Origin of the sequence: Bradyrhizobium sp. 132, from assembly GCF_023074185.1 — a bacterium.
Classification (GTDB): Bacteria; Pseudomonadota; Alphaproteobacteria; order Rhizobiales; family Xanthobacteraceae; genus Bradyrhizobium.
In genome coordinates this window covers 338,259-363,852 of sequence record NZ_JADPKY010000094.1, presented here as the reverse complement: position 1 = coordinate 363,852, position 25,594 = coordinate 338,259, and the positions used below count along the sequence as shown (strand labels likewise).

At 64.1% G+C, this 25,594-nt stretch carries 26 protein-coding genes and 1 pseudogene; 12 read left to right on the top strand and 15 right to left on the bottom strand.

The genetic code is table 11. The annotated features are described in order from the left end of the window. The first annotated feature begins 86 nt into the window (after positions 1-86). The gene (locus IVA74_RS17750; protein WP_247346545.1) at positions 87-392 is read left to right on the top strand and encodes a hypothetical protein; all 306 of its coding nucleotides are present in this window, start codon (positions 87-89) and stop codon (positions 390-392) included. An 80-nt stretch (positions 393-472) separates the two neighbouring features. Here the strand turns inward: IVA74_RS17750 and IVA74_RS17745 are convergent, their stop codons facing one another. The 7 genes from IVA74_RS17745 to IVA74_RS17715 form a co-directional block, all read right to left on the bottom strand. Next, on the bottom strand, positions 473-1,102 hold the full coding sequence (locus tag IVA74_RS17745) for a GNAT family N-acetyltransferase (protein WP_247346543.1): 630 nt from the start codon (positions 1,100-1,102) through the stop codon (positions 473-475). Between the two features lie 149 nt (positions 1,103-1,251). Continuing rightward, positions 1,252-1,653, bottom strand: a complete 402-nt coding sequence (locus tag IVA74_RS17740) for a PaaI family thioesterase (RefSeq protein WP_247346541.1) — start codon at positions 1,651-1,653, stop codon at positions 1,252-1,254. Between the two features lie 145 nt (positions 1,654-1,798). After that, a complete protein-coding gene (gene kynU, locus IVA74_RS17735) occupies positions 1,799-3,001 on the bottom strand; it encodes a kynureninase (protein WP_247346530.1) in 1,203 nt (400 codons plus the stop codon). Between the two features lie 8 nt (positions 3,002-3,009). Beyond that, complete coding sequence (kynA, locus tag IVA74_RS17730) at positions 3,010-3,849, bottom strand: tryptophan 2,3-dioxygenase (protein ID WP_247346527.1); 840 nt, start codon at positions 3,847-3,849, stop codon at positions 3,010-3,012. A gap of 33 nt (positions 3,850-3,882) precedes the next feature. After that, a complete protein-coding gene (locus tag IVA74_RS17725; protein ID WP_247346513.1) occupies positions 3,883-4,692 on the bottom strand; it encodes an alpha/beta hydrolase in 810 nt (269 codons plus the stop codon). Positions 4,693-4,956: 264 nt separating this feature from the next. Continuing rightward, the gene (locus IVA74_RS17720) at positions 4,957-6,234 is read right to left on the bottom strand and encodes an ArgE/DapE family deacylase (RefSeq protein WP_247346510.1); all 1,278 of its coding nucleotides are present in this window, start codon (positions 6,232-6,234) and stop codon (positions 4,957-4,959) included. 54 nt (positions 6,235-6,288) lie between these two features. Beyond that, positions 6,289-7,014, bottom strand: coding sequence for a pyridoxamine 5'-phosphate oxidase family protein (locus IVA74_RS17715; RefSeq protein WP_247346488.1), 726 nt, complete (start codon positions 7,012-7,014; stop codon positions 6,289-6,291). A gap of 74 nt (positions 7,015-7,088) precedes the next feature. On the opposite strand from IVA74_RS17715, the gene IVA74_RS17710 reads away from it, so the two are divergent. Continuing rightward, positions 7,089-8,561 carry a PLP-dependent aminotransferase family protein gene (locus IVA74_RS17710; RefSeq protein WP_247346476.1) on the top strand — a complete coding sequence of 491 codons (1,473 nt, stop codon included), beginning with the start codon at positions 7,089-7,091 and terminating at the stop codon, positions 8,559-8,561. Positions 8,562-8,626: 65 nt separating this feature from the next. After that, positions 8,627-8,872, top strand: coding sequence for a DUF6719 family protein (locus tag IVA74_RS17705; RefSeq protein WP_247346474.1), 246 nt, complete (start codon positions 8,627-8,629; stop codon positions 8,870-8,872). A 3-nt stretch (positions 8,873-8,875) separates the two neighbouring features. On the opposite strand, the gene IVA74_RS17700 is transcribed toward IVA74_RS17705, so the two are convergent. Further along, positions 8,876-9,241: a hypothetical protein gene (locus IVA74_RS17700; protein ID WP_247346472.1), complete on the bottom strand. Its 366-nt coding sequence runs from the start codon at positions 9,239-9,241 to the stop codon at positions 8,876-8,878. Between the two features lie 36 nt (positions 9,242-9,277). Beyond that, positions 9,278-9,442 carry a hypothetical protein gene (locus tag IVA74_RS17695; RefSeq protein WP_247346471.1) on the bottom strand — a complete coding sequence of 55 codons (165 nt, stop codon included), beginning with the start codon at positions 9,440-9,442 and terminating at the stop codon, positions 9,278-9,280. Between the two features lie 414 nt (positions 9,443-9,856). Here IVA74_RS17695 and IVA74_RS17690 point away from each other — a divergent pair, with 414 nt between their 5' ends. After that, positions 9,857-10,066, top strand: a complete 210-nt coding sequence (locus IVA74_RS17690; protein ID WP_247346467.1) for a hypothetical protein — start codon at positions 9,857-9,859, stop codon at positions 10,064-10,066. A 31-nt stretch (positions 10,067-10,097) separates the two neighbouring features. On the opposite strand, the gene IVA74_RS17685 is transcribed toward IVA74_RS17690, so the two are convergent. Continuing rightward, positions 10,098-10,646 carry a CreA family protein gene (locus IVA74_RS17685; RefSeq protein ID WP_247346465.1) on the bottom strand — a complete coding sequence of 183 codons (549 nt, stop codon included), beginning with the start codon at positions 10,644-10,646 and terminating at the stop codon, positions 10,098-10,100. Positions 10,647-10,854: 208 nt separating this feature from the next. On the opposite strand from IVA74_RS17685, the gene IVA74_RS17680 reads away from it, so the two are divergent. The 4 genes from IVA74_RS17680 to IVA74_RS17665 all read left to right on the top strand — a co-directional run bounded on the left by IVA74_RS17680 (position 10,855) and on the right by IVA74_RS17665 (position 14,920). After that, entirely contained in the window at positions 10,855-12,528 is a 1,674-nt protein-coding gene (locus tag IVA74_RS17680; protein WP_247346462.1) for a L,D-transpeptidase family protein, read from the top strand. A gap of 91 nt (positions 12,529-12,619) precedes the next feature. Then, positions 12,620-13,186 (top strand): glutathione peroxidase, encoded by a 567-nt coding sequence (locus tag IVA74_RS17675; RefSeq protein ID WP_247346439.1) that lies wholly within the window; start codon positions 12,620-12,622, stop codon positions 13,184-13,186. Between the two features lie 164 nt (positions 13,187-13,350). Then, positions 13,351-14,361 (top strand): polysaccharide deacetylase family protein, encoded by a 1,011-nt coding sequence (locus IVA74_RS17670; RefSeq protein ID WP_247346437.1) that lies wholly within the window; start codon positions 13,351-13,353, stop codon positions 14,359-14,361. A gap of 7 nt (positions 14,362-14,368) precedes the next feature. Further along, entirely contained in the window at positions 14,369-14,920 is a 552-nt protein-coding gene (locus IVA74_RS17665; protein WP_247346424.1) for a dihydrofolate reductase, read from the top strand. Between the two features lie 11 nt (positions 14,921-14,931). On the opposite strand, the gene IVA74_RS17660 is transcribed toward IVA74_RS17665, so the two are convergent. From IVA74_RS17660 to IVA74_RS17650, 3 genes are all read right to left on the bottom strand, one after another. Next, positions 14,932-15,384 carry a DoxX family membrane protein gene (locus tag IVA74_RS17660; RefSeq protein WP_247346422.1) on the bottom strand — a complete coding sequence of 151 codons (453 nt, stop codon included), beginning with the start codon at positions 15,382-15,384 and terminating at the stop codon, positions 14,932-14,934. 220 nt (positions 15,385-15,604) lie between these two features. After that, positions 15,605-17,914, bottom strand: a complete 2,310-nt coding sequence (locus tag IVA74_RS17655) for an NADP-dependent malic enzyme (protein ID WP_247346419.1) — start codon at positions 17,912-17,914, stop codon at positions 15,605-15,607. Between the two features lie 151 nt (positions 17,915-18,065). After that, the gene (locus tag IVA74_RS17650) at positions 18,066-18,353 is read right to left on the bottom strand and encodes a hypothetical protein (RefSeq protein ID WP_247346417.1); all 288 of its coding nucleotides are present in this window, start codon (positions 18,351-18,353) and stop codon (positions 18,066-18,068) included. A gap of 91 nt (positions 18,354-18,444) precedes the next feature. Here IVA74_RS17650 and IVA74_RS17645 point away from each other — a divergent pair, with 91 nt between their 5' ends. After that, entirely contained in the window at positions 18,445-18,699 is a 255-nt protein-coding gene (locus tag IVA74_RS17645; RefSeq protein WP_247346414.1) for a hypothetical protein, read from the top strand. Positions 18,700-18,742: 43 nt separating this feature from the next. Here the strand turns inward: IVA74_RS17645 and aspS are convergent, their stop codons facing one another. After that, positions 18,743-20,515, bottom strand: a complete 1,773-nt coding sequence (gene aspS / locus IVA74_RS17640; protein WP_247346412.1) for an aspartate--tRNA ligase — start codon at positions 20,513-20,515, stop codon at positions 18,743-18,745. A gap of 195 nt (positions 20,516-20,710) precedes the next feature. On the opposite strand from aspS, the gene IVA74_RS17635 reads away from it, so the two are divergent. From IVA74_RS17635 to rnd, 3 genes and pseudogenes are all read left to right on the top strand, one after another. Beyond that, a complete protein-coding gene (locus IVA74_RS17635) occupies positions 20,711-22,186 on the top strand; it encodes a protein adenylyltransferase SelO (protein ID WP_247346410.1) in 1,476 nt (491 codons plus the stop codon). 48 nt (positions 22,187-22,234) lie between these two features. Further along, positions 22,235-22,348: pseudogene (locus IVA74_RS17630) on the top strand (LysR family transcriptional regulator); the annotation flags it as partial. A gap of 366 nt (positions 22,349-22,714) precedes the next feature. Continuing rightward, a complete protein-coding gene (gene rnd, locus IVA74_RS17625; RefSeq protein WP_247346408.1) occupies positions 22,715-23,866 on the top strand; it encodes a ribonuclease D in 1,152 nt (383 codons plus the stop codon). A gap of 230 nt (positions 23,867-24,096) precedes the next feature. Here rnd and IVA74_RS17620 read toward each other — a convergent pair whose 3' ends face one another. Then, positions 24,097-25,479, bottom strand: coding sequence for an aspartate aminotransferase family protein (locus IVA74_RS17620; protein WP_247346405.1), 1,383 nt, complete (start codon positions 25,477-25,479; stop codon positions 24,097-24,099). Positions 25,480-25,594 lie beyond the last annotated feature (115 nt).

The following is a 25,594-nucleotide window of genomic DNA, read 5'->3' as shown; positions in this document are numbered from 1 at the left end:
GGTGCATAGCTGAGCTGCCACATGAAATTCATATTGCAATGCAACATGGACGGCACTAGGTATCCCGGCATCGAAACGAGGCCGTTATGAACACAGACTGGAATACCAAATATGGCACGCGGCGCGTGCGCCACGATCCGCCGACCCTGGACGAGGCGATCTTCGCCGCCGTCGGCATCACTGACGATCAGGAGCAGCAGGCCGAGATCGCCGCAGCCCTGATGGGCATGCCGCTCGATGTCGTCCAGGCCGAGGTCAAGAAGCAGGTTCGCACCAACAGCCGCATCACCTCGACCCGCGTGATCGCCGGCGAACAGGGCGCGCAGCGCTCGGTGGTGGTCGAACGCCGCGTCGTGCGCCGCTTCGGCAACGACAAGCGCACCGGCACCTGAGCGCTCAGTTCTCTGTTTCCAATACGAAAGCGGACCAGTTTTGCCGGTCCGCTTTTTTGATTCCAGTCGGCTGTTTCAGGTCAGGCGGCGCGATTGCCATAGATGCTGGAGATGATCTTCCAGCAGGTCGAGTTGAAGCTGAGCAGAGCGCGGCCGGCCGTGAATGGCGAGGCCGCGAGATCGGCGAACTCGTCCTCAGGTGCCCTGGCGAGATCGATCGTCCCGGTCGATTCGCCATGACGGAATTGCAGATCCGCCCCGAACTTCCTGGCGAGCGCCCGCATCGCGTGATTCTCGGCGCCCGTGGTGATGCGCAGGCGCTTGTAGCCTTTCCAGCGCGCTTCCGCGATCAGGCGGCTGAACAGCACGGTGCCGACGTTCTGGCGCCGCGCTGAGGCCTCCACGCTGAAGGCGACCTCGGGCAGTGAATCGTCCTCAGGCGGATGCAGCTCGGCTGCACCGCGGACCACGCCGTCGACGATGTAGGCGACGATCACAGTGCCGTCCTCGGCACAGCGGCCGGCGTAACGCTCGATAAAACTGTCGTCGAGAAAACCGTTGAAACGGTCGTGCCGGCTTCCGGCATCGAGCCTCAGCAGGTGATCGCGCAAAAGCGGCAATTCTTCCTGTTGGCTCAAGGTCCGCACATAGCCCTGAACGGACTTCGTGCGGTTGGTTTCTTCAAGTGCGAAATCTGCTTCGAGTGACAAGTCTAAACTCCTCTTGGTGTCCCTCGAGGAGGCGTTCGAATCCCTAGACCTCCAATATTGTGCATCGCAACAAGCCTTTCAAGATGGGAACCTGCCCAAGTTTCGGGCATCGCAGACGACCAATTCGTTAACAAAATCAACCGCTGTATTCATACGAGGACCAGCTGGGTCTGGGTCACCACCGCGACCAGCTTGCCGTCCTCGGTCTCCAGCCGGGTGGTCCAGACCTGGGTCCGCCGGCCCCGATGGATCGGGGTAGCGGTTGCAACGACCGTGGTTCCCTCCTTGGCTCCGCCGATGAAATTGGTCTTGCTCTCGAGTGTGGTCGTGCCCTTGGCGTCCTCCGGCAGGTTGATCACGGTCGCCGCAGCGCCAACGGAATCGGCGAGCGCCATCACCGCGCCGCCGTGGATGGTGTGATGAAGCGTGCAGAGATCGGGCCTGACCATCATCCGCGCCACCACGCGATCTTTCCCGGCCTCGACGAACTCGACGCCCTTAAGCTCGGCGAACGGCATCTTCATTGCTTTAAGTTTCTCGAGCGGCGTCATCGGATCTCCTCCCAATTCATTGTTGAGTCAGCGTGAATTGCTTCGCGCGGCAAAGCAATGACGTCCGAGGTCATAGCCGCCGTGACATTGGACGGAGCGTTTGCGCGTATGGTGCCGCCATGCGCCACTTCACGGCAGACCCTTCTCAAGTCACCGCATTCACGACCTGATACTCCGGCCGCCGCCACACCTCGCCCGCGATCACCTCCTCGATGATCTCGGCTGCCTTCATGACCTCGGCCTCGCCGATATACAGCGGCGTGATGCCGAACCTCATGATGTCAGGCGCGCGGAAATCGCCGATGACGCCGCGGGCGATGAGGGCCTGCATCGCGGCATAGCCGCCCTCGAAGGCGAACGAGACTTGCGAGCCGCGGCGCTCATGGGCGCGCGGGGTAACGAGCGTCAGCTGCGGGCAGCGGCGCTCGACTTCGCTGATGAGGAGATCGCCGAGCGCCAGCGAGCGGGCCCGGACCTCCGCGATATCGACCCTGTCCCAGATATCGAGCGAGGCCTCCAGCGCCGCCATCGCCAGCACTGGAGGTGTCCCGATGCGCATGCGCTCGACGCCGCCCGCAGCCGCATAGGCCAATTCGAACGCGAACGGCTTTGCGTGGCCCATCCACCCCGACAGCGCGGCGCGCACGCTGTCGGCGTGGCGCGGCGCGACGTAGAGGAAGGCCGGCGCGCCGGGGCCGGCGTTGATGTATTTGTAGGTGCACCCGGCGGCGAAATCAGCGCCGGTGCCGGCAAGGTCAACCGGCAGTGCGCCGGCCGAATGCGCGAGGTCCCAGACCGTGACAATGCCGAGCGCATGCGCTCTTGCGGTCAGCTTCGAGATGTCGTGGCGTCGTCCGGTGCGGTAATCGACCTCGGTGATGTAGAGCACCGCGATCTCCTCCGACAACGAAGCCTCGATCTCCTCCGGCGCCACCAGGCGCAATTGATGGCCACGGCCGAGCGTCGCGATCAGGCCTTCGGCCATGTAGAGGTCGGTCGGGAAATTGCCGGCGTCTGACAGGACGACCTTGCGCGACGCGTTCATGTCGAGCGCGGCCGCGAGCGCTTGATAGACTTTCAGCGACAGAGTATCGCCCACCATCACTGAGCAGGCTTCCGCACCGATCAGTCGCGCGATGCGATCGCCGACATGGCGCGGCTGGGCATACCAGCCCGCACTGTTCCAGGCGCGGATCAGCTGGTCGCCCCACTCGGCGGTGATGATGCGGCTGACGCGCTCGGCAACGCCAAGCGGCAACGCGCCGAGCGAATTACCGTCGAGATAGATTACACCGTCAGGCATATGGAACAGCGCTTTGGTGTCGACGTAGACGCGAAGCTTGGTCATGAAAATCTCTACAGGATCGTGCGCACGCGCCAGAGTTCGGGGAACAGCTCCACTTCCAGCATGCGCTTGAGATAGCTGACGCCGCCGGTGCCGCCGGTGCCGCGCTTGAAGCCGATGACGCGCTCGACCGTCGTCACATGGTTGAAACGCCAGCGCCGGAAATAATCCTCGAAATCGACCAGCTTTTCGGCGACCTCGTAGAGCATCCAGTGCGTCTCCGGCGCCTCGTAGACGATACGCCAGGCCTGCAGAACGCCTTCATTGAAGCTATGGGTCTCTCGAACATCGCGCGCCAGCACGGCCGCGGGCATTTTGAGCCCGTTGCGGTCGGCGAGCCGCAGCACCTCGTCATAGAGGCTTGGCGTCGCCAGCTCGGCTTCGAGCAGCTGCGTGGTTTCCACATCGTGCGCGTGCGGCTTGAGCATGGCGTGGTTGCGGTTGCCGAGCAGGAATTCGATCAGCCGGTATTGCCGCGACTGGAAGCCTGAGGACTGGCCAAGCTGCGAGCGGAAGCGCGTGTACTCGCTGGGCGTCATGGTGCGCAGCACGTCCCAGGCATTGTTGAGCTGTTCAAAGATGCGCGACATCCGCGCCAGCATCTTCATCGCGGGGGCGACCTCGTCCTTTCCGATCGCGCGGCGTGCGGCGCTGAGCTCGTGGATAGCGAGCCGCATCCAGAGTTCGGTGGTCTGATGCTGGATGATGAACAGCATCTCGTCATGCGCTTCCGAGAGCGGATGCTGCGCGCCGAGAATGGCGTCCAGCGCCAGATAGTTGCCATAGGACATGCGCCGGGCGAAATCGGTCTCGGCGCCGTCGCTTGCGGGATCGTAGTCGCTGGACGTCATGACAAGCCCTTTCGATCGATCTTCCAGGCCTCGTCAGTCGAGGCCGATCAGGCGCGCGGTGATTGGCGATGACGGGTCCTTGAGGGCGTCGATCACGGTAAAATGGTTCAGCCCGGGATCGACAACGAGGCGCGTCGACACGTCGAATCCAGTCCAGACATTGGCCATCAGATCGGACTGGCGGATGAATTCGGGTCGCTCGTTGCCGCCGACCCAGACGGTCACGGGCGAATGCCCGCGCGGCAGATGCAGCGCCGCGCTTTCCAGCGTCGCCTCCTCCATCGTCATGCGCAGCGTTTCGTTCATCCTGGTCTTGAGCAGCGGACGCAGATCATGCAGCCCGCTGATCGAGAGCGTGCCGACGATGCGGTTGAAGACGGCGGGCTCGAGCCGGCTATCATCGCACAGCATGCGCGTGACGAGATGCCCGCCGGCGGAGTGGCCGGCGAGCCGGATCGGGCCTGCGACGAGCGAAGCCGCCTTGGAGATGGCGGCGGTGATCTCGGCGGTGATGTCTGAGATGCGCGCGGATGGCGCCAGCGTGTAGCTCGGCAATGCCACCGTCCAGCTGTGTTGACGCGCGCCTTCGGCGAGATCAGTCCATGTCGATTTGTCGAAGCGCATCCAGTAGCCGCCGTGGACGAACACGACGAGGCCCTTACTGTCGCCGTCGGGCAGGATCAGGTCGAGGCACTGGCGCTCAGCCGGGCCATAGGCGATGTCAGCGCGAAAACCTTTCAGACCGGCGCGGTAAGCCGCCGCCCGCTCCGTCCATTGCGCCGGCATCTTGTCCGAGCCCGGGATATGGGCTGAATTGGCGTAAGCATCATCCCAATCGCGCATCGCTGCTTCCTCGACGGACTCAGGCCTTGTGGACCTGACGCCAGTCTGCCACCGGCGCGGGCGGCATCCTAGTCTTTAGTTTAAGCTTAAAGGATTTGGGGCGCCGGTGGATTGGGCAGGCGAAGCTTTGTCTGGTTCGTTCCCCGGGCGCAGCGCAGCGCGAAGCGGTGCGCTGCTGAACCGGGGTCCAACGTGTGCGGTGACGTGGGTCCCGGCTCTGCGGCGCACAGCTTCGCGCTACGCCGCAGAGCCGGGACACGAGACCTACCCCTTCTCGACCCCGCACCAATCCGCGATGAACAGCGCCATCGCCTTGGTCGTCTTCCTTAGCGAGTCCAGATCGACGAATTCATTGAAGCCGTGCATCTCGCCGCCGCTCGCGCCGAAGCAGAGGCTTGGGATACCGTGATTGAGGCCATAGAAGCGGGTGTCGGTGAGCGCGGTGAAGACGAGGTCTTCGACCTCGCCGCCATAGACGCTGTTGAAGGCCTTGCCGAACGCCGCCTCGGGCGCGGCGGCGTCAGTCAGTTCATACCCCTCCGACAAGAAGCCCGACCATTCGATCTCCGGCGGATTGTTGGCGAGGAAGCGGTGGTTGCGCGCGGCAGCAGCAACGCAGGCCATGATCTCCTTCTGGTGATCGGCGATCGACCAGCCCGGCAACACTGCAATGCGGCAATCGACGTCGCACCAGGCCGGCACACTGGAAGCCCAGTCGCCGCCCTTGATGATGCCGGGGTTGAAGTTGATGGGATGGTTCAGCGTCTTGAAGTGCCGATCGGCTTTCGCACGCTCGTTCCACTCGACCTCGAGCTTTTGCAGCGACTGGATCAAATGATAGGCAGCCATGATTGCGTTCGCGCCGGAGCCGGCGAAGGCGACGTGGGTCGGATGGCCCTTCACGCGCAGACGAAACCAGATCACGCCGACCTGCGAGCGCACCATCTTGCCGCCGGTCGGCTCAGGGATGAAGCAGGCGTCCGCACGATAGCCGCGCTGAAGCGTCGAGAGCGCACCGACGCCGGTGCTCTCCTCCTCGATCACGGACTGGAAATGAATCCGCGCCGTCGGCTTGAGGCCCGCGGCCTTGATCGCATCGAGCGCTGACAGGGCTGCGATGGTGCCCGACTTCATGTCGCAGGCACCGCGGCCGAACATCTTGCCGTCCTTAATGACGGGCGAGAATGGCGGGGTGTCCCACAGTTCCAGCGGCCCCGCGGGCACGACGTCGCAGTGGCCCTGCAGGATCAGCGATTTGCCGCCATTCGTTTGCGGACGATAGGTCCCGACCACCGAGCGCGCCTTCGAGAAGTCATGCTCGATGGGCCCGAAGCCGCGCAAATCCTTGAGGTCGTCGACATTGATGTGCCAGTCGTCGACCTCGTAGCCGCGCTCGCGCAGAAGGTCGCCGATCATGTCCTGGCACGGTCCCTCCGCCCCGCGGGTCGAGGGGATCGCGACGAAATCGCTTGTGATCGCAAGCTGGGCTTCGAAGCCGGCGTCGACGGCGCCAAGAATCCTCTGCTGCGTTTCGGCATTCATCAGGCAACTCCAATTGGGCATTCAGATCATCGATGGAGCGCAAGCTAGCCGATTTCAGCCGTTCGGGTACTCTGCAAAATAGGCATCCCGCAATGCATCTTCGAGCAGCCGGCCCTCGGAATAGCCATTCAGTGTCGCCGGCCGGCTCACGCCGTCGAGCAGCCGCGGGCAAGGTTCCGGCGCGCCGAGCACGGTGCGCACCGGAATGCGTTCGGCATAGATCGGCAATTCGTAGTCCTCGTCATCGTCGGCGACACCCTTGGCACGGACTTTCGCGGAGGCTTCCTCGATCTCCATCGCGATGAAGGAGGTCGCCTTGATCTCCTGCGTATTGGTCGCCCGCAGGCTTGCGGTGCGATCCGGGAAGAAGCGGTCGACCATGGCGATCACCGCGCGCTCTTTCTCCTCTGGATCGGTGACGAGATAGGCGGTGCCGAACGCCATCACGGCGCGGTAGTCGGCCGAGTGATTGAACCCGCAGCGCGCCAGCACCAGGCTGTCGAGATGGGCGACCGTCAGGCACACGCGTTCGCCCTTGGTCTGGTTGCGCAGCATGCGGCTGGCGCTCGATCCGTGCCAGTACAGCTTGGTCCCTTCGCGCCAGAAGAAAGTGGGCGTGCAATAGGGTTGGCCGTTGATCGCGTAAGAGACGTGGCAGAGCATCGAAGAATCCAGGATGCGATGAACGGTATCGTGATCGTAGAAGCCGCGGTCGTGACGGCGCTTCACCTGGTTGCGCGCGGACGTCGGATAGGAATTTTGGCTCTCGGTCTGGCTCACGGCCGCTCCTGTCGGACTGGTACAATTCCCGAGCAGTTGTAGCCCTGGATTTGGTCTGCGATAGTGCCAATTCCATGCAAAAAATTCCGACCAATTCTGTCCCCTCGCCGGCCAAGGCCGAGCTGCCGCTCGACCTCACGGGCCCGCACATCACGGCCGCCGCCTCGTCGGCGCACCGGCTGTATCAGGCACTGTGCGAGATGATCGTCGACGGCCTGGTGAAACCCGGGGAGCCGCTGCCGCCGTCGCGCACGCTGGCCAAACAGACCGGCTTTCGGCGCAACGCCGTCGTCACCGCCTATGAGCGCCTGATCGCCGACGGCTTTGCCGACGCCGCCGTCGGCTCCGGCACGTTCGTCGCCGCGCGTATCCCCGCGCGCGCGGCCGAGCCGAAGCGGCCGAAGATCATCGTCGAAACGCCGGGGCAAGGCGCGTTTTCGCTCGGCTGCACCCATATCGACGCGCGAGCCGTGCAGCGTTTCCGCGCCTTCATCGGCCGGCGCATGCGCGCCTTCGGCGCGGAGCATCTGCATTATGGCGATCCTCGTGGAAGCCGCGAGCTGCGTGCCGCCATCGCCGATCATCTTTTGTCGGCGCGTGGCCTGCGCTGCGATCCCGATCAGATCATGCTGACGTCAGGCACGCTGCATGCGCTACGCATCGTGCTGAGCGCGATTCTGAAGCCGAACGACCAGGTTTGGTGCGAAGACCCCGGCTACCCGGCTGCGCGGAAAACTATCGCGCATTGCGGCTATCGCGCCGTGCCCGTTCCCGTCGACGCGTACGGCATGCGTGTCGCCAGGGGCCGCAATGCGGCGCGGTCCGCGCGCGCAGCCTATGTGACGCCGTCGCACCAGTTTCCGCTGGGCGTGCAGATGTCGATGCCGCGGCGGCTCGAGCTGCTGGACTGGGCGAAGCAGGCTGGCGCCTTCGTGCTGGAGGACGATTACGACAGTGAGTTCCGTTATGATGGCGCGCCGCTGATGTCGCTTGCAGGCATCGATCACCTCCAGCGCGTGATCTACATGGGCACGTTCGCCAAGACGCTGTTTCCGGGCCTGCGCATCGGCTATTGCGCCCTGCCCGAGCGCCTGATCGCGGACGTCACCGCCGCGCGGGCCGCGCTCGACCGGTTTCCCGGCACGCTGATGGAGGGCGCGGTGGCCGACATGCTCAACTCCGGCGCGTTTGCCGCGAACCTGAAGCGGGTGCGCAAGCTGTACCGCGAGGCGCGCGACGCGCTGGCCGAGACCCTGGAAGCCGCATCCGACGGCGTGCTGTCGGTGCCGGTCCCGTCACAGGGTCTGCATCTTGTCGCCCGGTTCGATCCCTCGGTGGACCTGCCCGTTGCGGCAGAAGCCAAGCAGGCCGCCGGCGCCGAAGGCTGGCTATTGGCCGACACCTATTCACGGGCACGTCCCCTGCCCGGTTTCGTGCTGGGATTTTCCGGCCACTCGGTTCCGAAGCTCGTGGCTTCCGCCGAGCGGCTCGCGCGGGAATCGCGCGCGGCCTTGCGTGCGAGGAGCAAGCCGGCCCGGCGGGCATGACGAACGTTCACTATGAGAATCGGCTGCCGCTCCCTACATTGCGGCATCGATGGGGACCTCACACCATGCTGCTGTGCCGTGCGACTGGACTCTCGCTCCTGATCTCCATCGCACTCGCCGCGACGGCGCACGCAGGCACGATCGGACGCGAGCAGGACATCGTCGATCTCAAGCTCGGCCAGCGCGTTCAGGTGGATGACGGAACCTGCCCCGCCGGACAGATCAAGGAAGTGCGCGGCGCCAAGATGACCGAGAAGGGCGTGGCGCGGACCAGCGTCTGCGTGCCGCGACACGGTCCAAGATCGAGGTGACGGCTACGATTTGGCCGGATCGAACATGCATTGCAGGGTCGGCTTGGCGATTTTGGTGAAGGTCGGCCCGATCTCGCCTTGCTTGGACGTCGGCACCCAATCGGTCTCGATCGTCGGCACGCCGGTCTCGCTGATGCCGCGCAGCAGCGCCTCGCGCAAATCCCGATCCTCGACGACCGCGGCGGCATGGTCGTGCAGGCAGCCGCAGACTTCCTCCGGATGTTCCCAGCGCCCGAGCATGCGCGGCGCACACTGACGCACGAATTCGGTGCGGGGATCCGGCAGCCTCGCGGGCGAACGCACCTGGGCCTGGGCGGCACTGATCATCAGAACAGATATGAACGCCGCAGCGCCGAAACGAACAAGCATGATGGCCTTTATCGGCTGTTTTTTTGTTGTTGGCGATCAGAAGCGCGCGGCGACCACGATCGGCTGCGGCGCAGTGGTCGTGATTGGCGAGCCGCTGTACCGGAAGGTGCCGACACCCGGGAGATTGCCGTCCGGCGAGCCTGCGAACGAGGAGCCGGCGAGCACGAAACCAAAAGCAAGGATGAGGCTGAGCGTGCGCATGGACTTGTCTCCGAATTCGGTGGCCGGCGGTGAACCGTCGTCGTTGTGAGGTGATAACCATGGGCGGTTTCGCGTGTGATGCGCCAAAGGCCGAAAATGGTTTCATCTCCGTGAGAATTGTTTCGTCCCGCTCGGGGCGACGACACATTCGACGGAAAATCTCAGTCTTTTCAAATGGGTCGTGCCGCTGCCCAATGTCGTTGGCAGGTTCCGTGCGAGCTCGGACGTGCGCCGGACGATAGGCGCCGTCATGGTCCCGCCTCACACGGTTCACATGCATTTTACGTTTTTCTGCTGAAGAGAAGCCGAACGAAGGCTGGGCCCTGTTGAACTGGGGGCGCTTCGGCTGCGACCCAAGCCATCGAAACCTGGACGTCCGGATCACTGGGCGCGCTCATTTGAGGAATGGCCATCATGATGGCGCAAGATCGCGCACGGCCGCGCGATGCGGACCTACGGACAGACCGCGGAGATCAACGACCCGTTCGCAGCGGCGCCGCCTCGTCGGGCGAAATGGTGCTGCAATCGAGCCGCGGCTTTGAGGCCGTGCCACAGATGTTCGTGCGGCTGACCGGCTCGCATCTTGCAAAGCCCCGCGCCTGCCGCGCAGGCATCACTGAGTGAACGCAAACGTCATTGAGTGAACGCAAGCGCGTCACTGAGTGAAGAATTCGCCGCACTTCTGGACGTTTGCGTCCGCAGGCCCCCATGGCATGATCGGTACGGTCGAGGTCGAGTTCTTCGGTGAACCCTCGATCAGCCTGTCCGAATAAACCATGTAGACCAGCACGTTGCGCTTGGCGTCACAGCCGCGAACGATCTGCATCTTCTTGAAGAACAGCGAGCGGCGCTGGCGGAACATGTCGTCGCCCTGCTCCATCTTGTTCTTGAACTTGATCGGGCCGACCTGACGGCAGGCGAGCGAGATGTCCGAAACCTCCTCGGCAAGGCCCAACCAGCCCTTGAAGCCGCCCTTCTCCGGTATCGTGAAATGACAGGCCACGCCCTCGACCTCAGGATCGTCCAACCCGTAGGTCGCGAGCTTGTCGTTCGGGCTCATCCATTTGAACACGGTCGATCGGCGGAAGATCAGATCGGGCTCGTCCGCGGCGGAGGCAGACGTTGCCGACCCGGTCAGCGCCAGGAAGAATAAAGCGAGGCCTTTCAAGCGGATGCCGGAAAGACCGGGGAAACGAGATGACATGAAGTTCTCCGGTAACAAGTCCCTGCAATGTAGGCATCTGGCGGCCGATCAGGAAGACGGCCCGCAATCCGACACGCCCGCCGTTTACCGCTCCGTGAGGCTTTCTTGCTACGGTTTGGACAAAAGTAGCTGATGGCAGAACTGCCGTGCTGGTGAACGCGTATCCCCTCTGAGAGACTAACATCTGATTTGGATTGTGGATTGGAAGATGAATAGCGTGAAAGGGTCCGGTTTTTCTGCCAAACCGACGCGGCTTTGGCAGGTCGCCATTTTGACGGCGGCGGGTGCGATCGGTACCGCAAGCCAGGCAGACGCAGCGTTTTATTACTGGACCGATTATTCCGACGGGTTCTACGGGCGCCAGGAGCGCCATTCCGAAGTCCCGCGCCAGAAGCCACAGAAGCGCGGCGCGGCCGGCAAGAAAGGCGTCGTTGCCGAGAAAGAAGCCGGCACGAAACCGCAAGGTCCTCTCGTCATCGTCGTCTCGATCGACCGGCAGAGAGTCACGGTCTACGACACCAACGGCGTGTTCGCGGAATCTCCGGTGTCGACGGGCATGAAGGGCCATTCGACGCCGATGGGTGTGTTCAGTGTCATCCAAAAGCACAAATTCCACCACTCCAACATCTATAGCGGCGCGCCGATGCCGTACATGCAGCGGGTCACGTGGTCCGGCATCGCCATGCATGCCGGCGTGCTGCCGGGCTATCCGGCCTCGCATGGCTGCATCCGCATGCCGATGGCGTTCGCGGTGAAGATGTGGAACTGGACCAGGATGGGCGCGCGCGTGATCGTTTCGCCCCGCCAGATATCGCCGCAGAACTTCTCACATCCGCTGCTCGCCTCCGTGCGCGTGCCGCCGCAACCCGCGGCCAGCCTGGAGCCGCAGACCAATGCCAGCGACAAGGCCGACAAGGACGCGGCCAATACCTGGGCCGCCGAAGCCAAGCCGGCTGAAACGAAGACCGCCAGCGCCGCCGGCGAGCTCGAGCTGCGCTCGTCGGTAGGCCACACCGTAATGTCGGACGTGACCACCGGCAATGCGCCGACCCGCGGCGAAGCCGCGGCATCGGCCCAGACCGAGCCGACGGCAAAGCCTGAGACCAAGACCGCTGAGGCATCTGACGCGGCCAAGCCACAGGAACCCGCGACCACCGAAGCGAAGCCTGTCGAAGCCGCGGAGGCGCTTAAAGAAACGACCAAAGAAACGACCAAGGCTTCGGCGGCTGCCGGAGACAAGATAGAGGCTGCCAAGTCTGACGCCGTAAAGTCTGACGCCGCAAAGTCTGACACCGCAAAGTCCGAGCCCGCGAAGACGTCCGATGCACCGGCCACCGCGCCGGCACAGGCCGCCATGCCCGACGTCAAGAAGGACGAAGCCCACGCCGCCGATCCGGCGCCGGCCGCAAAGCCGGAAGCGCCCAAGCGCGCCGGCCAGATCGCGGTCTTCATCAGCCGCAAGGATTCCAAGCTCTACGTGCGGCAGAACTTTGCGCCGCTATTCGAGGTGCCCGTCACGATCGCAGCGAGCGATCGGCCGCTCGGCACGCATGTCTTCACCGCCGAAGTCGACAAGGCCGATGCCAATGCGCTGCATTGGTCGGTGGTGTCCTTGCCGGTGTCCGTCCGCTCTGCCGCGCGCGAAGATGACGGCCGCGCGACACGCCGCCAGCGTGGTGCCGCCGTCATCCCCGTCGCCATCAAGCCGGTGGTGACACCGGACAGCCCGGCCGAGGCGCTCGACCGCGTCTCGATGCCTGCCGACACCATGGTCAAGATCAACGAGATGCTGACATCGGGCGGATCGATCATCATCTCCGACCAGGGCATCAACCAGGGCGAGACCGGCGAAGGCACCGACTTCATCGTGCGGCTCTACTGAGCAGTTCGCCCCGTCAGATAACGTGGTGTTGAGCAGGCTGATCGCCGCGGCGGAGTAAGGTGAGTCCCGGATCAGGTCGGGGGACGCCGCCATGCTGAACCGCAGGACCATGCTCGCCGCGCTTCTGATGACGGCCGCATCGGCAACGCGCGCGTTGGCCAACGGCGGCATGAGCCGTATACCGGCCTACGCCTTTTCCTTCCCTGCATTGTCAGGCGACGACATCCGCCTTGCGGCTTTCACCGGCAAGCCGCTGCTGGTGGTCAACACCGCCTCGCTCTGCGGTTACACGCCGCAATATGCCGGCCTGCAAGAAATCTGGAGCGAGTTTCGCGAACGCGGGCTCACCGTGATCGGCGTTCCCTCCAACGATTTTGGCGGACAGGAGCCCGGCGGCATCAGCGAGATCTCGGAGACCGCGCACCACCAATATGGCGTTACCTTCCCGATTGCGGCCAAGGCCGTCGTGGTCGGTGCGAAGGCGCATCCGTTCTACAAATGGGCGGCAGAGGCGCGGCCAAAGGAGGTCCCGAAATGGAACTTCCACAAATATCTGATCGGCCGTGACGGCTACATCGCCGACGTCTTTGCATCCACGGTCGAGCCGGCCGACACGCGGATCAAGACGGCAATCGCCAAGACGCTGGCCGACAGCTGACGGGCCGCAGCCCAATCCGGTTGGGCACAATTGTTGTGAGGCGCCAAACAGCCGTTGCAATGGCGAGGGCCCACCATCTAGGCTAGGATTGTTTGGGGCAGGATGGTTTTGCCGGAAGCGAAAAGCCACGGCAGAACAACGGGATCAATCTCGAGGACAACACCATGCGTGTGGCAGCAGGACTGATTTTGGCAAGCGCGATGTCAGTTGCGTTGACAGGCGCGGCATGGTCGCAGACCCCCGCGGCAAAACCTGCAGCCGCTACCCAGGCGGCACCCGCCGCTGTGCCCGCTCCAGCACCTGCTGCTCCCGCGGCTGCAGCCGCCGCACCGGCGCAACCGGCCTTCCCACCGCCGCCGAAGCAAGCGCCGCAGCCTGCCCGTGCCGCCTGCAACACGCCCGGCGCGCTCGGCGTCGCCCGCACCGTCGAGATCGACACCACGGGGGGCCCCGGCTTTGGCTTCGAGCATTTCAAGGAGCTCGACTTCCTGCGCGACAAGGAGGTGGTGCTGACCTTCGACGACGGTCCCTGGCCGAAGAACACACCCGCTGTGCTGAAGGCGCTCGCCGACGAATGCACCACCGGCATCTTCTTCTCGATCGGCAAGCACGCGACCTATGAGCCGGAGATCCTGAAGCAGGTCTACGCGGCCGGCCACACCGTGGGCACCCACACCTGGTCGCACGCCAACCTCAACAACAAGAAGCTCAGCGAGCAGCAGCGCAAGGAAGAGATCGAGAAGGGTCTTTCCGCGGTGAAATGGGCGCTCGGCGGCATCTCGCCCTCGCCGTTCTTCCGCTTCCCGGCGCTCCAGCACCCGCCGGAGATGGTCACCTATCTCGGCAACCGCAACGTCGCGATCTTCTCCTGCGACATCGACTCCTTCGACTTCAAGGCCTCGAAGCCCGAGAAGGTGATCGAGACCGTGATGAAGAAGCTCGACAGCAAGGGCAAGGGCATCATCTTGATGCACGACTTCCAGAAGCATACGGCGGAGGCCTTGCCCGAGTTGCTCAAGCGCCTGAAGGCGGGCGGCTACAAGGTGGTGGCGATGCGCGCCAAGTTCCCCGCTTCGTCGCTGCCCGAATACGATCAGGAGCTGCTCAAGGACGTCAAGCTGCCGACAGTCAGCACCCGGCCGGTCAACAGCGTCGTCACGACAGTTTCCGAATAGCCGGCAATTGTCTTTCCGCTTCGAAGGCTACGTCATCGTCTCCGCGGACGGCATGCTCGCCGATCCGGCGCACGTCATGCCAGACAGCCTGAAGTTCGAAGGCGACAAGCTGTTCTTCGAACAGGCGCTCGATCGCGCCGCGCTGGTCGTGCACGGCCGGCACTCCCACGAGCAGCAGCCGAATTCACCCAAGCGCAAGCGCCTGATCCTGACCCGCAAGATCAAGGCTCTGACCGTCGATCCCGAGATGCCGAACGCGACATTGTGGAATCCGGATCATGCGAGCTTCGAGGAGGCCTGCGCCTTCGCCGATGTCGCCTCCGGCACCATCGCGATCATCGGCGGCCCCGTCGTGTTCGACATGTTCATGGACCGCTACGACACGTTCTGGCTGTCGGAAGCCCCCCATCTGCGGCTGCCCGGCGGCGAAGGCTGTTTTGTGGATGTACCGGCGCGGACGCCGCACGAGGTGCTTGCGTCACACGGGATGAAGCCGGGCACGCCGTATCTGCTCGATGCGGCGCATGACGTAACCGTCACGCCGTGGCGTAGGACGTAGGTGGTTTAGCCTCACACGTCCCCGTAGGCCGCCTCGGCCGGACGCGTGGCGCGGCCGTAGCCCATGATCATGAACAGCGCGCCGATGATGGAGAGGTTCTTGAGCGCGTCAACCAGCATCTTGGCGTTCTCGGGCGCCGCCTGGTTCCAGAAGTCGTAGAACAGGAAGGTCGCGACCGCGACATAGATGATCATCAGCATCGCGAAGAAGCGCGCACCGAAATTCAGCGCGATCATCACCCCCCCGATGATCTCGAGCACGCCGACCGCGATCGCCAGCAGTTGCGGCGTGGACATGGCCGTCGCCGTCTCGATCTGCTTGGCGTAAGGCGCGATCATCTCGGGCACCACGACCTTGGCGGTGATGAAATCAACCGTCGCCTGCATGGCAAACAGTCTTGCCGCGCCCGTGTAGATGAACAGCACGGCGAACAGGATTCGCCCGAAAGTCACGAACGCTGGCATGATCGGCCTCTTGGCTCAGGCTTTCTGAAATCGCAACCTTGACGAAAGCACCGAGCGATTATGAAGAGTCATTCGCCGGTTTACAAACGGGGAAATCGCTAACTGCAAGTAATTCAAAAATAGCCCCGCGCACGAACTTCCCCTCATCCGGCGCTTCGCGCCACCTTCTCCCACAACAAGGGGAGAAGGGATTGCACCTCCGGCGGCGCTTCAGTTCGCCTCAGGTAAACAACGTCGGCTGCTGCCGGGCCGCGCGCTCCTGCGCTTCGACCACGGCCACCGCGGTCATGTTGAGGATGCCACGTGCCGTCACCGACGGGGTGAGGATGTGGGCCGGGCGCGCCGGGCCGATCAGGATCGGGCCGACGGGGAGCGCGTCCGCCAGCGACTTGATCATCTGATAGGCGACGTTGGCGGTGTCGAGGCTCGGCATCATCATAATGTTGGCCTCGCCCTCGAGCTTGGAGTGCGGCAGCACCATTTTTCGCGCCGCGGCCGAGAGGGCGGTGTCGCCCTGCATCTCGCCGTCGGCCTCGATCTCCGGATGCTTCTCCTTCAGGAGCTGGGTTGCCCGGCGCATCTTGCGCGAGGAGTCCGTGTCGTAGCTGCCGAAATCCGAATGCGACACAAAGGCGATCTTCGGCTTGATGTTGAAGCGCTGGACGTGAACCGCCGCGAGCGAAGCGATCTCGGCGAGCTCCTCGGCGCTCGGATTGGGCCGCACCTGGGTGTCGGCGATGAAGAAGGCGCCCTTGCTCGTGATCAGCAGCGCCAGCGCCGCATAGTCGCTGATCCCCGGGCAGAACCCGACGATCTCGCGGACATGGCGCAGATGGCTCATGTAGCGCCCCTCGACTCCGCAGAGCATGGCGTCGGCCTCTCCGCGCACCACCGCGAGCGCGGCGATGACGGTGTTGTTGGTGCGCACCACCGTGCGCGCCGCATCCGGCGTGACGCCGCAGCGGCCGGCGACCTCGACATAGGACTGCACGTAGGAGCGGTAGCGCGGATCGTCCTCGGGATTGATGAGGTCGAAGTCCTTGCCGGCCTTGATCGAGAGGCCGAAGCGCTTGATGCGCGCCTCGACCACCGACGGACGTCCGACCAGGATCGGCGTCGCCAGTTTCTCTTCCAGCACCACTTGCGTGGCGCGCAGCACGCGCTCGTCCTCGCCTTCGGCGTAGATCACGCGCACCGGCTGGGTCTTGGCCTTGGCGAACATCGGCTTCATGACGAGGCCGGAGCGGAAGGCGAAGCGCTCGAGCAGCGCGGTGTATTCGTCGAAATTCGTGATGGGCCGGGTCGCAACGCCCGATTCTATCGCCGCTTTCGCTACCGCCGGCGCAATGCGCAGGATCAATCGGGGATCAAACGGACTCGGGATCAGCGAGCCCGGTCCGAAACCCTGCGTTTCGCCGGTGTCAAAGCCTTGCGCGACCGCGTCGGACGGCGCCTCGCGCGCGAGCTGTGCGATGGCCTCCACGGCGGCGTGCTTCATCTCCTCGTTGATCGCGGTGGCGCCGACGTCGAGCGCGCCGCGGAAGATGAAGGGAAAGCACAGGACGTTGTTGACCTGGTTCGGATAGTCCGAGCGCCCGGTGCAGATCATGGCGTCAGGGCGGGCCTTGCGCGCCTCTTCCGGCATGATCTCCGGCGTCGGGTTCGCGAGCGCCATGATCAGGGGCTTGTCGCCCATCACCTTGGCCATCTCGGGCTTGAGCACGCCCGGTGCCGACAGGCCGATGAAGATGTCGGCGCCGCCGATCACGTCGGCCAGCGTGCGCTTGTCGGTCTTCTGCGCATAGACCGCCTTCCAGCGGTCCATCGTGGTGTTGCGGCCCTCGTGCACGAGGCCGTCGATGTCGCAGACCCAGATGTTCTTGCGCTGCGCGCCCATCGACACCAGCAGGTTCAGCGTCGCGATCGCTGCGGCCCCTGCCCCCGACGCCACAATCTTGACGTCGGACAGCTTCTTGCCGTTCAGCCTGAGACCATTGGTGATGGCGGCGGCAACGATGATCGCAGTGCCGTGCTGGTCGTCGTGGAAGACCGGGATCTTCATGCGCTCCTTGAGCTGCGCCTCGATCTCGAAGCACTCCGGTCCGCGGATGTCCTCGAGATTGATGCCGCCGAAGGTCGGCTCGAGCGCGGCCACGGTCTCGACCACGCGATCGATAGTGTCGGCGGCGATCTCGATGTCGAACACGTCGATGCCGGCGAATTTCTTGAACAGGACCGCCTTGCCTTCCATCACCGGCTTCGAGGCCAGCGGGCCGATATTGCCGAGACCAAGCACGGCGGTGCCGTTCGAGACCACGGCGACCAGATTGGAGCGGATCGTCAGCGTCGCCGCTTCCGCCGGGTTCTTGGCGATCTCCATGCAGGCGGCGGCGACGCCTGGAGAATAGGCAAGCGCGAGGTCGCGCTGGTTGGCGAGCGGCTTGCTCGCCTGGATCTCGAGCTTTCCGGGGCGCGGCAGACGGTGATAGGCCAGCGCCGCCTGGTGGAGATCATCGGAATAAGACGACATGCGGTGTCTCGCCTCGCGTTACCGGCCTCAAACTACGTTGTCCTGACCGGCCCGCCTTCGGGTGGTATTTCCGGGTCATGGAAACGGGATGAAGCACGGCGGGCGCCCCGGTGGCAACATCCGATTGCGGCCCCATCAACAGGGCGCGCGGTCAAATATCTAGATGATCGGCTCGATCCCGAGCAAGGTACATGCGGTCGCCAAGATGGTCATGCCCACCGATCCATCCGCCCCGAAGCAGATTACATTGATGCTCAGCGGGATCGACAAGCTCGCGATCGACCTCGATCTCGGCGCGGCGTGGACAGAACAGTCCAACAGCTTCGTTCTGACGCCCGCGACCCTCGACATCGGGATCGCAAAAGTGCAATTGCGTATCGCGCTCAGCAACGTACGACGCGAAGTGTTTTCGACCGATCCCGCCCAACTGATGGGTCAAGCGGCCCGGATTGAGGCTGTCGCGCTCGAGTTCTCAGTGCGCGACAATGGTTTCGTCGATTCCGCGGTGACGCAGAATGCACGGGGGCGAAATGTCAGCCGCGACGCCGCGCGCCAGACACTCGTCGACAGCGTCAAAGCCTACCGAGCAGATATCGCCCGCCAATCCGGAGGCAGGCACGGCAGTGGATGCGGTCGCAAGCTTCATCGAAACGCCGGGCCAGACGCTCGTCGTCAAAGTCACGCCGCGCGCGAAGGTGCCGCTGATGCAATTGATGCAGCTCTTCAATGCCGACCCGGAGGGCACGCTGGCGCAGTTCAATATCGAGGCGTCGACGGGGCTGTAGGGAAACGAGGCGCAGCTCTGTCGGCGTCATTGCGGAGACAGCCTCACTTCTGCGGCAGGCTCACCTTCACATGCAGATCGCGGAGCTGCTTGGTGCTGGCGTCCGACGGCGCGCCCATCAGCAAATCCATGGCCTGCTGGTTCATCGGGAACAGCGAGATCTCGCGCAGATTGTTGGTGCCGCACAAGAGCATCACGATGCGGTCAACGCCCGCGGCCATGCCGCCATGCGGCGGCGCGCCGTACTGGAAAGCGCGGTACATGCCGCCGAAGCGATCGACCACTTCCTGCTCGCCATAGCCGGCGATCTCGAACGCCTTCACCATGGCTTCCGGTACGTGGTTGCGGATGCCGCCCGAGGCAATCTCGTACCCGTTGCAGGTGATGTCGTACTGGAACGCCTTGATGGTCAGCGGATCCTGCGACTTCAACGTTTCCAAGCCGCCCTGCGGCATCGAGAACGGGTTGTGCGAGAAGTCGACCTTCTTGTCCTCCTCGTTGTACTCGTACATCGGGAAGTCGACGATCCAGGCCAGTTCGAACCGCTCCTTGTCGGTGAGGTTCAATTCCTCGCCGACCTTGTTGCGGGCCAACCCTGAAAACTTCCAGAACTTGTCGGGATCGCCGGCGACGAAGAAGGCGGCATCGCCCTCCTTGGTGCCGATCTGCGCGCGGATCGCAGCAGTGCGCTCGGGCCCGATGTTGTTCGCGAGCGGACCGGCACCCTCGCCGCCCTCGCGCCACATGATGTAGCCGAGGCCCGGCTGGCCTTCGCCCTGCGCCCATGAATTCATGCGGTCGCAGAAGGCACGGCTGCCGCCGCCCGGCGCGGGGATCGCCCAGACCTGGTTCTTGGGATCTTCGAGCATGCGCGCGAACACCTTGAAACCCGAGCCGCGAAAATGCTCGGAGACGTCCTGCATCTCGATGGGGTTGCGCAGGTCCGGCTTGTCGCTGCCGTACTTTCGCAGCGACTCGGCGAACGGAATCCGACGCCAGCCCTTGGTCACCGGCTTGCCCTTTGCGAACTCCTCGAACACGCCGGTGATGACAGGTTCCATCGCCGCGAAGACGTCTTCCTGCGTGACAAAGCTCATCTCGACGTCGAGCTGGTAGAACTCGCCGGGCAGACGGTCGGCACGCGGATCCTCGTCGCGGAAGCAGGGCGCGATCTGGAAGTAACGATCGAAGCCCGACATCATCAAGAGCTGCTTGTACTGCTGCGGCGCCTGCGGCAGCGCGTAGAATTTTCCCGGATGGATGCGCGAGGGCACCAGGAAGTCGCGCGCGCCTTCCGGCGAGGACGCGGTCAGGATCGGGGTGTTGAACTCGAAGAAGCCTTGCCCCTCCATGCGCCGGCGCATCGACTTGATGATCTCGACGCGCGTCATGATGTTCTGATGCAGCTTCTCGCGGCGCAAATCGAGGAAGCGGTACTTCAGGCGGATGTCTTCGGGATATTCCTGCTCGCCGAACACCGGCAGCGGCAGGTCGCCGGCCGGGCCCAGAACTTCGATCTCGCTGACATAGATCTCGATCTTGCCGGTCGGCAAATCGTCATTGTCGGTGCCTTCGGGGCGACGACGGGCCTTGCCGTCCATCCGCACCACGAATTCCGAGCGCAGCTTTTCAGCCTGCGAGAACGCCGGCGAGTCCGGATCGACCACGCATTGGGTCAGGCCGTAATGGTCGCGCAGGTCGATGAACAGCACGCCGCCATGGTCGCGAACGCGATGGACCCAGCCTGAAAGGCGGACCGTCTCGCCGATGTTGTTCTCGCGGAGCGCGCCGCATGTATGTGACCGGTAGCGATGCATGGTCGTCCCAAAATCAATGTCGGAGGATCGAATCGGACCGCCGAAAACGGCCGGTCCAAAGTTGCGGCAGGGTTTACCCGACGGGGCCCAAGGCGGCAACCAAGGGAACGCCCTGTTTTCGGCTGGAAGTGCCCATTTCTGGTCAATCTGGGCTCAAGCCTTTGCCATCAGGCGTTCCACGCCTATCTTGAGGCCATGACGGTTCATTTCCCCTTCCAGAACTCCTATTCGGCGCTGCCGGACAGCTTCTTCGCCCGGGTCGCACCGACGCCGGTGGCAGCGCCCCGGCTGATCAAGCTGAACCGGCCGCTGGCGCTCCAGCTCGGACTCGACCCTGATGTCTTGGAGACGCCGGAGGGCGCCGAGATCCTGGCCGGCAAGACGGTTCCCGCAGGCGCCGATCCCATCGCCATGGCCTATGCCGGCCACCAGTTCGGGCAATTCGTCCCACAGCTCGGCGACGGCCGGGCGGTCCTGCTCGGCGAGGTCATCGACAAAGACGGCATCCGCCGCGACATCCAGCTCAAGGGCTCGGGCCCCACCCCGTTTTCCCGCCGCGGCGATGGCCGCGCCGCGCTCGGGCCGGTGCTGCGCGAATACATTGTCAGCGAGGCGATGTTCGCGCTGGGCATTCCGACCACCCGCTCGCTCGCCGCCGTCGTCACCGGCGAGCACGTCATTCGCGAGACCGCGCTGCCCGGCGCGGTGCTGACCCGCGTGGCCTCGAGCCACATCCGCGTCGGCACCTTCCAGTTCTTTGCCGTCCGTCGCGACACCGACGCGATCCGAAGGCTCGCCGACCACGTCATCGCCAGGCACTATCCGGAGCTGCTTGGCGTCGATCGGCCCTACCACGCGCTGCTCGCCGGTGTCGTCGCGCGCCAGGCCGGCCTCGTCGCGCGCTGGCTGCTGGTCGGCTTCATCCACGGCGTGATGAACACCGACAACAGCTCCGTCTCCGGCGAGACCATCGATTACGGTCCGTGCGCCTTCATGGACGCCTATAATCCCGCGCAGGTGTTTTCCTCGATCGACGAGATGGGCCGCTATGCCTATGCCAACCAGCCGCGCATCGCGTTGTGGAATCTGACCCGACTGGCCGAATGCCTGTTGCCGCTGTTTGGTGAAGAGCAGGAAAAGGCGATCGAGCAGGCGCAGGAGATCCTTGGCGCATTTCCGGACACCTTCAGCAAAGCCTATCAGGCAGGCCTGCGCCGGAAGATCGGGCTATTCACCGAGCGCGACGGCGACGAGGCGCTGATCCAGGACCTGCTGGATGCGATGGCGAAGAACCAGGCTGATTTCACCCTCACCTTCCGCAAGCTGGGCGACGCCGCAGGCAGTCTCGTTGCGGATGAGGCGCGCGCGCAGTTCACGGACCCCACAGCCTTCGACGAGTGGGCCAGGCGCTGGCACGAGCGCACGGCTTTGGAGCCGCAGTCTGCAACCGAGCGGCAAGCCGCCATGCACGCCATCAACCCGATGTTCATTCCCCGCAACCACCGCGTCGAAGCCGTGATCCTGGCCGCGGTGAACAACGACGACTACGCGCCGTTCGAGGAATTGGTAAAGGTGCTGGCCAAGCCCTACGAGGACCAGCCCGAGTACGCGGCCTACGCCGATCCGCCGCTGCCGGACCAACGGGTGTTGCAGACGTTCTGCGGGACGTGAGGACGTTCAATTTGTAGGATTAGATTAGCCGAAGGCGTAACCTATGATGCGGGGCGTGTCCGGCCGTGGCTGTTTCCGCAAACAGACCGGCCTCCACGCGAGATCATGCCTTCAGGCAGGCTGAGGCTCGACGATCTCGAGGCGATCGCCGATGCCGCCGCGGTCGTGGCGTGATCGTGGGCCTCAAGTCCCGTTAACCCCGCGTCCACCATCCGGCCCGGCCCGCCGCCGGTAACCACGAGAATTAACAGACCCTCAATTCGCCCCGGACAAGTTTAGCAATGTTTCCGAGGGGTTTTGCCATGGATCTGTTGGTTTTCGAGTTCCTGGGACTGGCGCTGGTCGCCATGTGCGTGGTCGTGGTGGCACTGCCTTGCGCCCGAAAACCCTCGCGGCGGGTCCGCTACGAATAGGATTATCGTCGGAAAATGCGATTCCGGCCCAAATGCAAGGCTCGAATTCGCTTAGAGCCCCTTGACATCACAGCGCTTTCGGCAGAACGGCTGATGGACTTGTCATGGGCCGTTCATGGATTTGATTACCACCACCGCTGACCTTGCGGCTGCCTGCAGCCGGCTGGCCAAGCACCCCGTCATAACAGTCGATACCGAGTTCCTGCGCGAGACCACCTATTACCCGCTGCTGTGCGTGGTGCAGATGGCCAGCGCCGAGGAAGCGATCGTCATCGACACCCTGGCCGAGGGCATCGACCTCAAGCCGTTCTTCGAGCTGATGGCCAACGAGGGCGTGCTGAAGGTGTTCCACGCCGCCCGCCAGGACATCGAGATCATCTGGCACCAGGCCAACATCATTCCGCACCCGGTGTTCGACACCCAGGTCGCGGCCATGGTGCTCGGCTACGGCGACAGCATCGCCTATGACGCGCTGGTCGAGAAGGTCGCCGGCCACCGGCCCGACAAGACCCACCGCTTTACCGACTGGTCGCGCCGGCCGCTGACCAAGGAGCAGATGCATTACGCCGTGTCCGACGTCACGCATCTGCGTGACGTGTTCGCCGCGCTCGATGCCGATCTGAAGAAGCGCCGCCGCAGCGAGTGGGTCTCCATCGAGATGGAGGTCCTGACCTCGCCGAAGACCTACGACTTCCACCCCGAACGCGCCTGGGAACGGCTCAAGACGCGGGTGCGCAAGCCCAAGGACCTTGCGGTCCTGATGGAGGTCGCCGCCTGGCGCGAGCAGGAGGCGCAGAGCCGCGACGTGCCGCGCGGCCGCGTGCTGCGCGACGAGGCCGTCAGCGACATCGCGACCCACGCGCCGAACACGATCGAAAAGCTCGCAAACTTGCGCTCCGTGCCGAAGGGTTTCGAGAAATCAAAATGGGGCGCGGACATCGTCGCCGCGGTCGAGCGCGGGCTGGCGCGGGATCCCGCCACGCTGCCGAAGCTGGAGAAGCCGCGCAACAATAACAATGGCGCCGCGATCGTGGAGCTATTGAAGGTGCTGCTGCGGATGACCGCGGAGCGCCATGCGGTCGCCAGCAAGGTGATTGCGACCGTCGACGATCTCGAGGAGATCGCGGCCAGCGACGAGGCCGACGTGCCGGCGCTACGCGGCTGGCGCCGCGAACTGTTCGGCGAAGCCGCACTGAAACTGAAGCGCGGCGAGCTGGCGCTGGCGGTCGAGAAAGGCCGCGTGATCGGGGTTCAGCGGGCGGAATAGGCAAGTCGCTAACTGCCAACGCGAAAACAGTGTTGCACCGTCATCCTGAGGTGCGAGGCGCGCGGTGCGAAGCATCGCACGGGGAGCCTCGGAAGGATGCACGGCCCCGCTGCCGCAGTCGGGCCGTCGCCCTTCGAGGCTCGCCAAAGGGGCGAGCACCTCCAGCGACAACGGCTTCGCCGTTGCGCGGGGGTGACGGTGTCAGACCGAACGCCGTACGAAGCGAGAGCCTACGCCGGCGTCAGTTTCGCCACTTCCGGCTTCATGTCATCCAGCACGCCTGAGATCGCCGCGATCAGCTCGTCGATCTGGGCCTTGGTGACGATCAGCGGGGGGCAGATGGCGATGGCGTCCAGCATGTTACGCGAAATGACGCCGCGCTCCTGCAGCATGCGGCTGGCCATGCCGCCAACGGCGCCGGGCGTCGCCGCTGCGGTCTTGCGCCCCTTATCCAGTACCAATTCGATCGCAGCGATCATGCCGACGCCGCGAACCTCGCCGACCAGCGGATGGCTGGTGAGTTCGCGCAGCTTGGCTTGCATGTAGCCGCCGAGCTCGGCGGCATGTGCGACCAGGCCACGCTCCTCGATGATCTTCAAATTCTCCAGCGCAATCGCCGAGCCGACCGGATGACCGCCCGCGGTAAAGCCGTGGCCGAGCACGCCGATCTTGTTGCTCTCGTCCGCGATCGGCTCGAACATGCGCTCGTTCAGGAGGATTGCCGACAGCGGGAAATAGCTCGAGGTGATCTGCTTGGAGACCACGATCGCGTCAGGCTTGATGCCATAGGTCTCGCAGCCGAACATCTTGCCGGTGCGGCCAAAACCGCAGATCACCTCGTCGGCGACCAGCAGGATGTCGTATTTGTTCAAAACCTTCTGGATCTTGTCCCAATAGGTCGCCGGCGGCACGATGACGCCGCCCGCCCCCATCACCGGCTCGCCGAAGAAGGCCGCGATCGTGTCCGGGCCTTCCTTCTGGATCAGCGCATCGAGCTCCTCGGCCCGCCGTGTCGCGAAGGCTTCCTCGCTCTCGCCGGGCGCGCCGTCCTTGTAGAAATGCGGCGAGCCCGTGTGCAGGATGTTCGGCAGCGGCAGGTCGAATGAGCGGTGGTTGTTCGGCAGCCCGGTCAGGCTGGCGGACGCGATGGTGACGCCGTGATAGGCGCGCATCCGGCTTATCACCTTCTTGCGCTGTGGCTGGCCAAGCGCGTTGGAGCGGTAGGCGATCAGCTTCAGGACAGTGTCGTTCGCCTCCGAGCCGGAATTGGTGAAAAACACCTTGCTCATGGGCACCGGCGCGAGCGCCACCAGCTTCTCGGCGAGATCGATCGAGGGCCCGTGCGATTTGGCGGAGAACGTATGGTAGAACGGCAGCGCCAGCATCTGCTTGTGCGCGGCCTCGACCAGCCGCTTCTCGTTGAAGCCGAGCCCGACGCTCCACAGGCCTGCCATCGCCTCGAAATAGCGCTTGCCCGACGCGTCGAACACGTAAGGACCCTCGCCGCGTTCGATCACCAGGGGACCGGCCTGCTGATGGGCGCGCGCGTTGGTGTAGGAATGGAGCTGGTAGGCCACATCCCGGGCCTCTTGCGAATTGGGCAGCATGGACATTTGCGAGAATCCTTGAAAGCGTCACGTCGCCGGCGCGGCCAGCGTCATCACTCGATGATCCAGTCACTTGGCTATTGCGGCAACGCAAAACTTGCAACGCCAATTCGTCGGCGGC

Coding starts and splice junctions, on each gene's coding strand:
- IVA74_RS17750 (WP_247346545.1), top strand. CDS start 87: ATGAACACAGACTGGAATACCAAATATGGCACGCGGCGCGTGCGCCAC.
- IVA74_RS17740 (WP_247346541.1), bottom strand. CDS start 1,653: ATGACGCCGCTCGAGAAACTTAAAGCAATGAAGATGCCGTTCGCCGAG.
- kynU (WP_247346530.1), bottom strand. CDS start 3,001: ATGACCAAGCTTCGCGTCTACGTCGACACCAAAGCGCTGTTCCATATG.
- kynA (WP_247346527.1), bottom strand. CDS start 3,849: ATGACGTCCAGCGACTACGATCCCGCAAGCGACGGCGCCGAGACCGAT.
- IVA74_RS17725 (WP_247346513.1), bottom strand. CDS start 4,692: ATGCGCGATTGGGATGATGCTTACGCCAATTCAGCCCATATCCCGGGC.
- IVA74_RS17720 (WP_247346510.1), bottom strand. CDS start 6,234: ATGAATGCCGAAACGCAGCAGAGGATTCTTGGCGCCGTCGACGCCGGC.
- IVA74_RS17710 (WP_247346476.1), top strand. CDS start 7,089: ATGCAAAAAATTCCGACCAATTCTGTCCCCTCGCCGGCCAAGGCCGAG.
- IVA74_RS17705 (WP_247346474.1), top strand. CDS start 8,627: ATGCTGCTGTGCCGTGCGACTGGACTCTCGCTCCTGATCTCCATCGCA.
- IVA74_RS17700 (WP_247346472.1), bottom strand. CDS start 9,241: ATGCTTGTTCGTTTCGGCGCTGCGGCGTTCATATCTGTTCTGATGATC.
- IVA74_RS17695 (WP_247346471.1), bottom strand. CDS start 9,442: ATGCGCACGCTCAGCCTCATCCTTGCTTTTGGTTTCGTGCTCGCCGGC.
- IVA74_RS17690 (WP_247346467.1), top strand. CDS start 9,857: ATGATGGCGCAAGATCGCGCACGGCCGCGCGATGCGGACCTACGGACA.
- IVA74_RS17685 (WP_247346465.1), bottom strand. CDS start 10,646: ATGTCATCTCGTTTCCCCGGTCTTTCCGGCATCCGCTTGAAAGGCCTC.
- IVA74_RS17680 (WP_247346462.1), top strand. CDS start 10,855: ATGAATAGCGTGAAAGGGTCCGGTTTTTCTGCCAAACCGACGCGGCTT.
- IVA74_RS17675 (WP_247346439.1), top strand. CDS start 12,620: ATGCTGAACCGCAGGACCATGCTCGCCGCGCTTCTGATGACGGCCGCA.
- IVA74_RS17670 (WP_247346437.1), top strand. CDS start 13,351: ATGCGTGTGGCAGCAGGACTGATTTTGGCAAGCGCGATGTCAGTTGCG.
- IVA74_RS17660 (WP_247346422.1), bottom strand. CDS start 15,384: ATGCCAGCGTTCGTGACTTTCGGGCGAATCCTGTTCGCCGTGCTGTTC.
- IVA74_RS17655 (WP_247346419.1), bottom strand. CDS start 17,914: ATGTCGTCTTATTCCGATGATCTCCACCAGGCGGCGCTGGCCTATCAC.
- IVA74_RS17645 (WP_247346414.1), top strand. CDS start 18,445: ATGTCAGCCGCGACGCCGCGCGCCAGACACTCGTCGACAGCGTCAAAG.
- aspS (WP_247346412.1), bottom strand. CDS start 20,515: ATGCATCGCTACCGGTCACATACATGCGGCGCGCTCCGCGAGAACAAC.
- IVA74_RS17635 (WP_247346410.1), top strand. CDS start 20,711: ATGACGGTTCATTTCCCCTTCCAGAACTCCTATTCGGCGCTGCCGGAC.
- rnd (WP_247346408.1), top strand. CDS start 22,715: ATGGATTTGATTACCACCACCGCTGACCTTGCGGCTGCCTGCAGCCGG.
- IVA74_RS17620 (WP_247346405.1), bottom strand. CDS start 25,479: ATGTCCATGCTGCCCAATTCGCAAGAGGCCCGGGATGTGGCCTACCAG.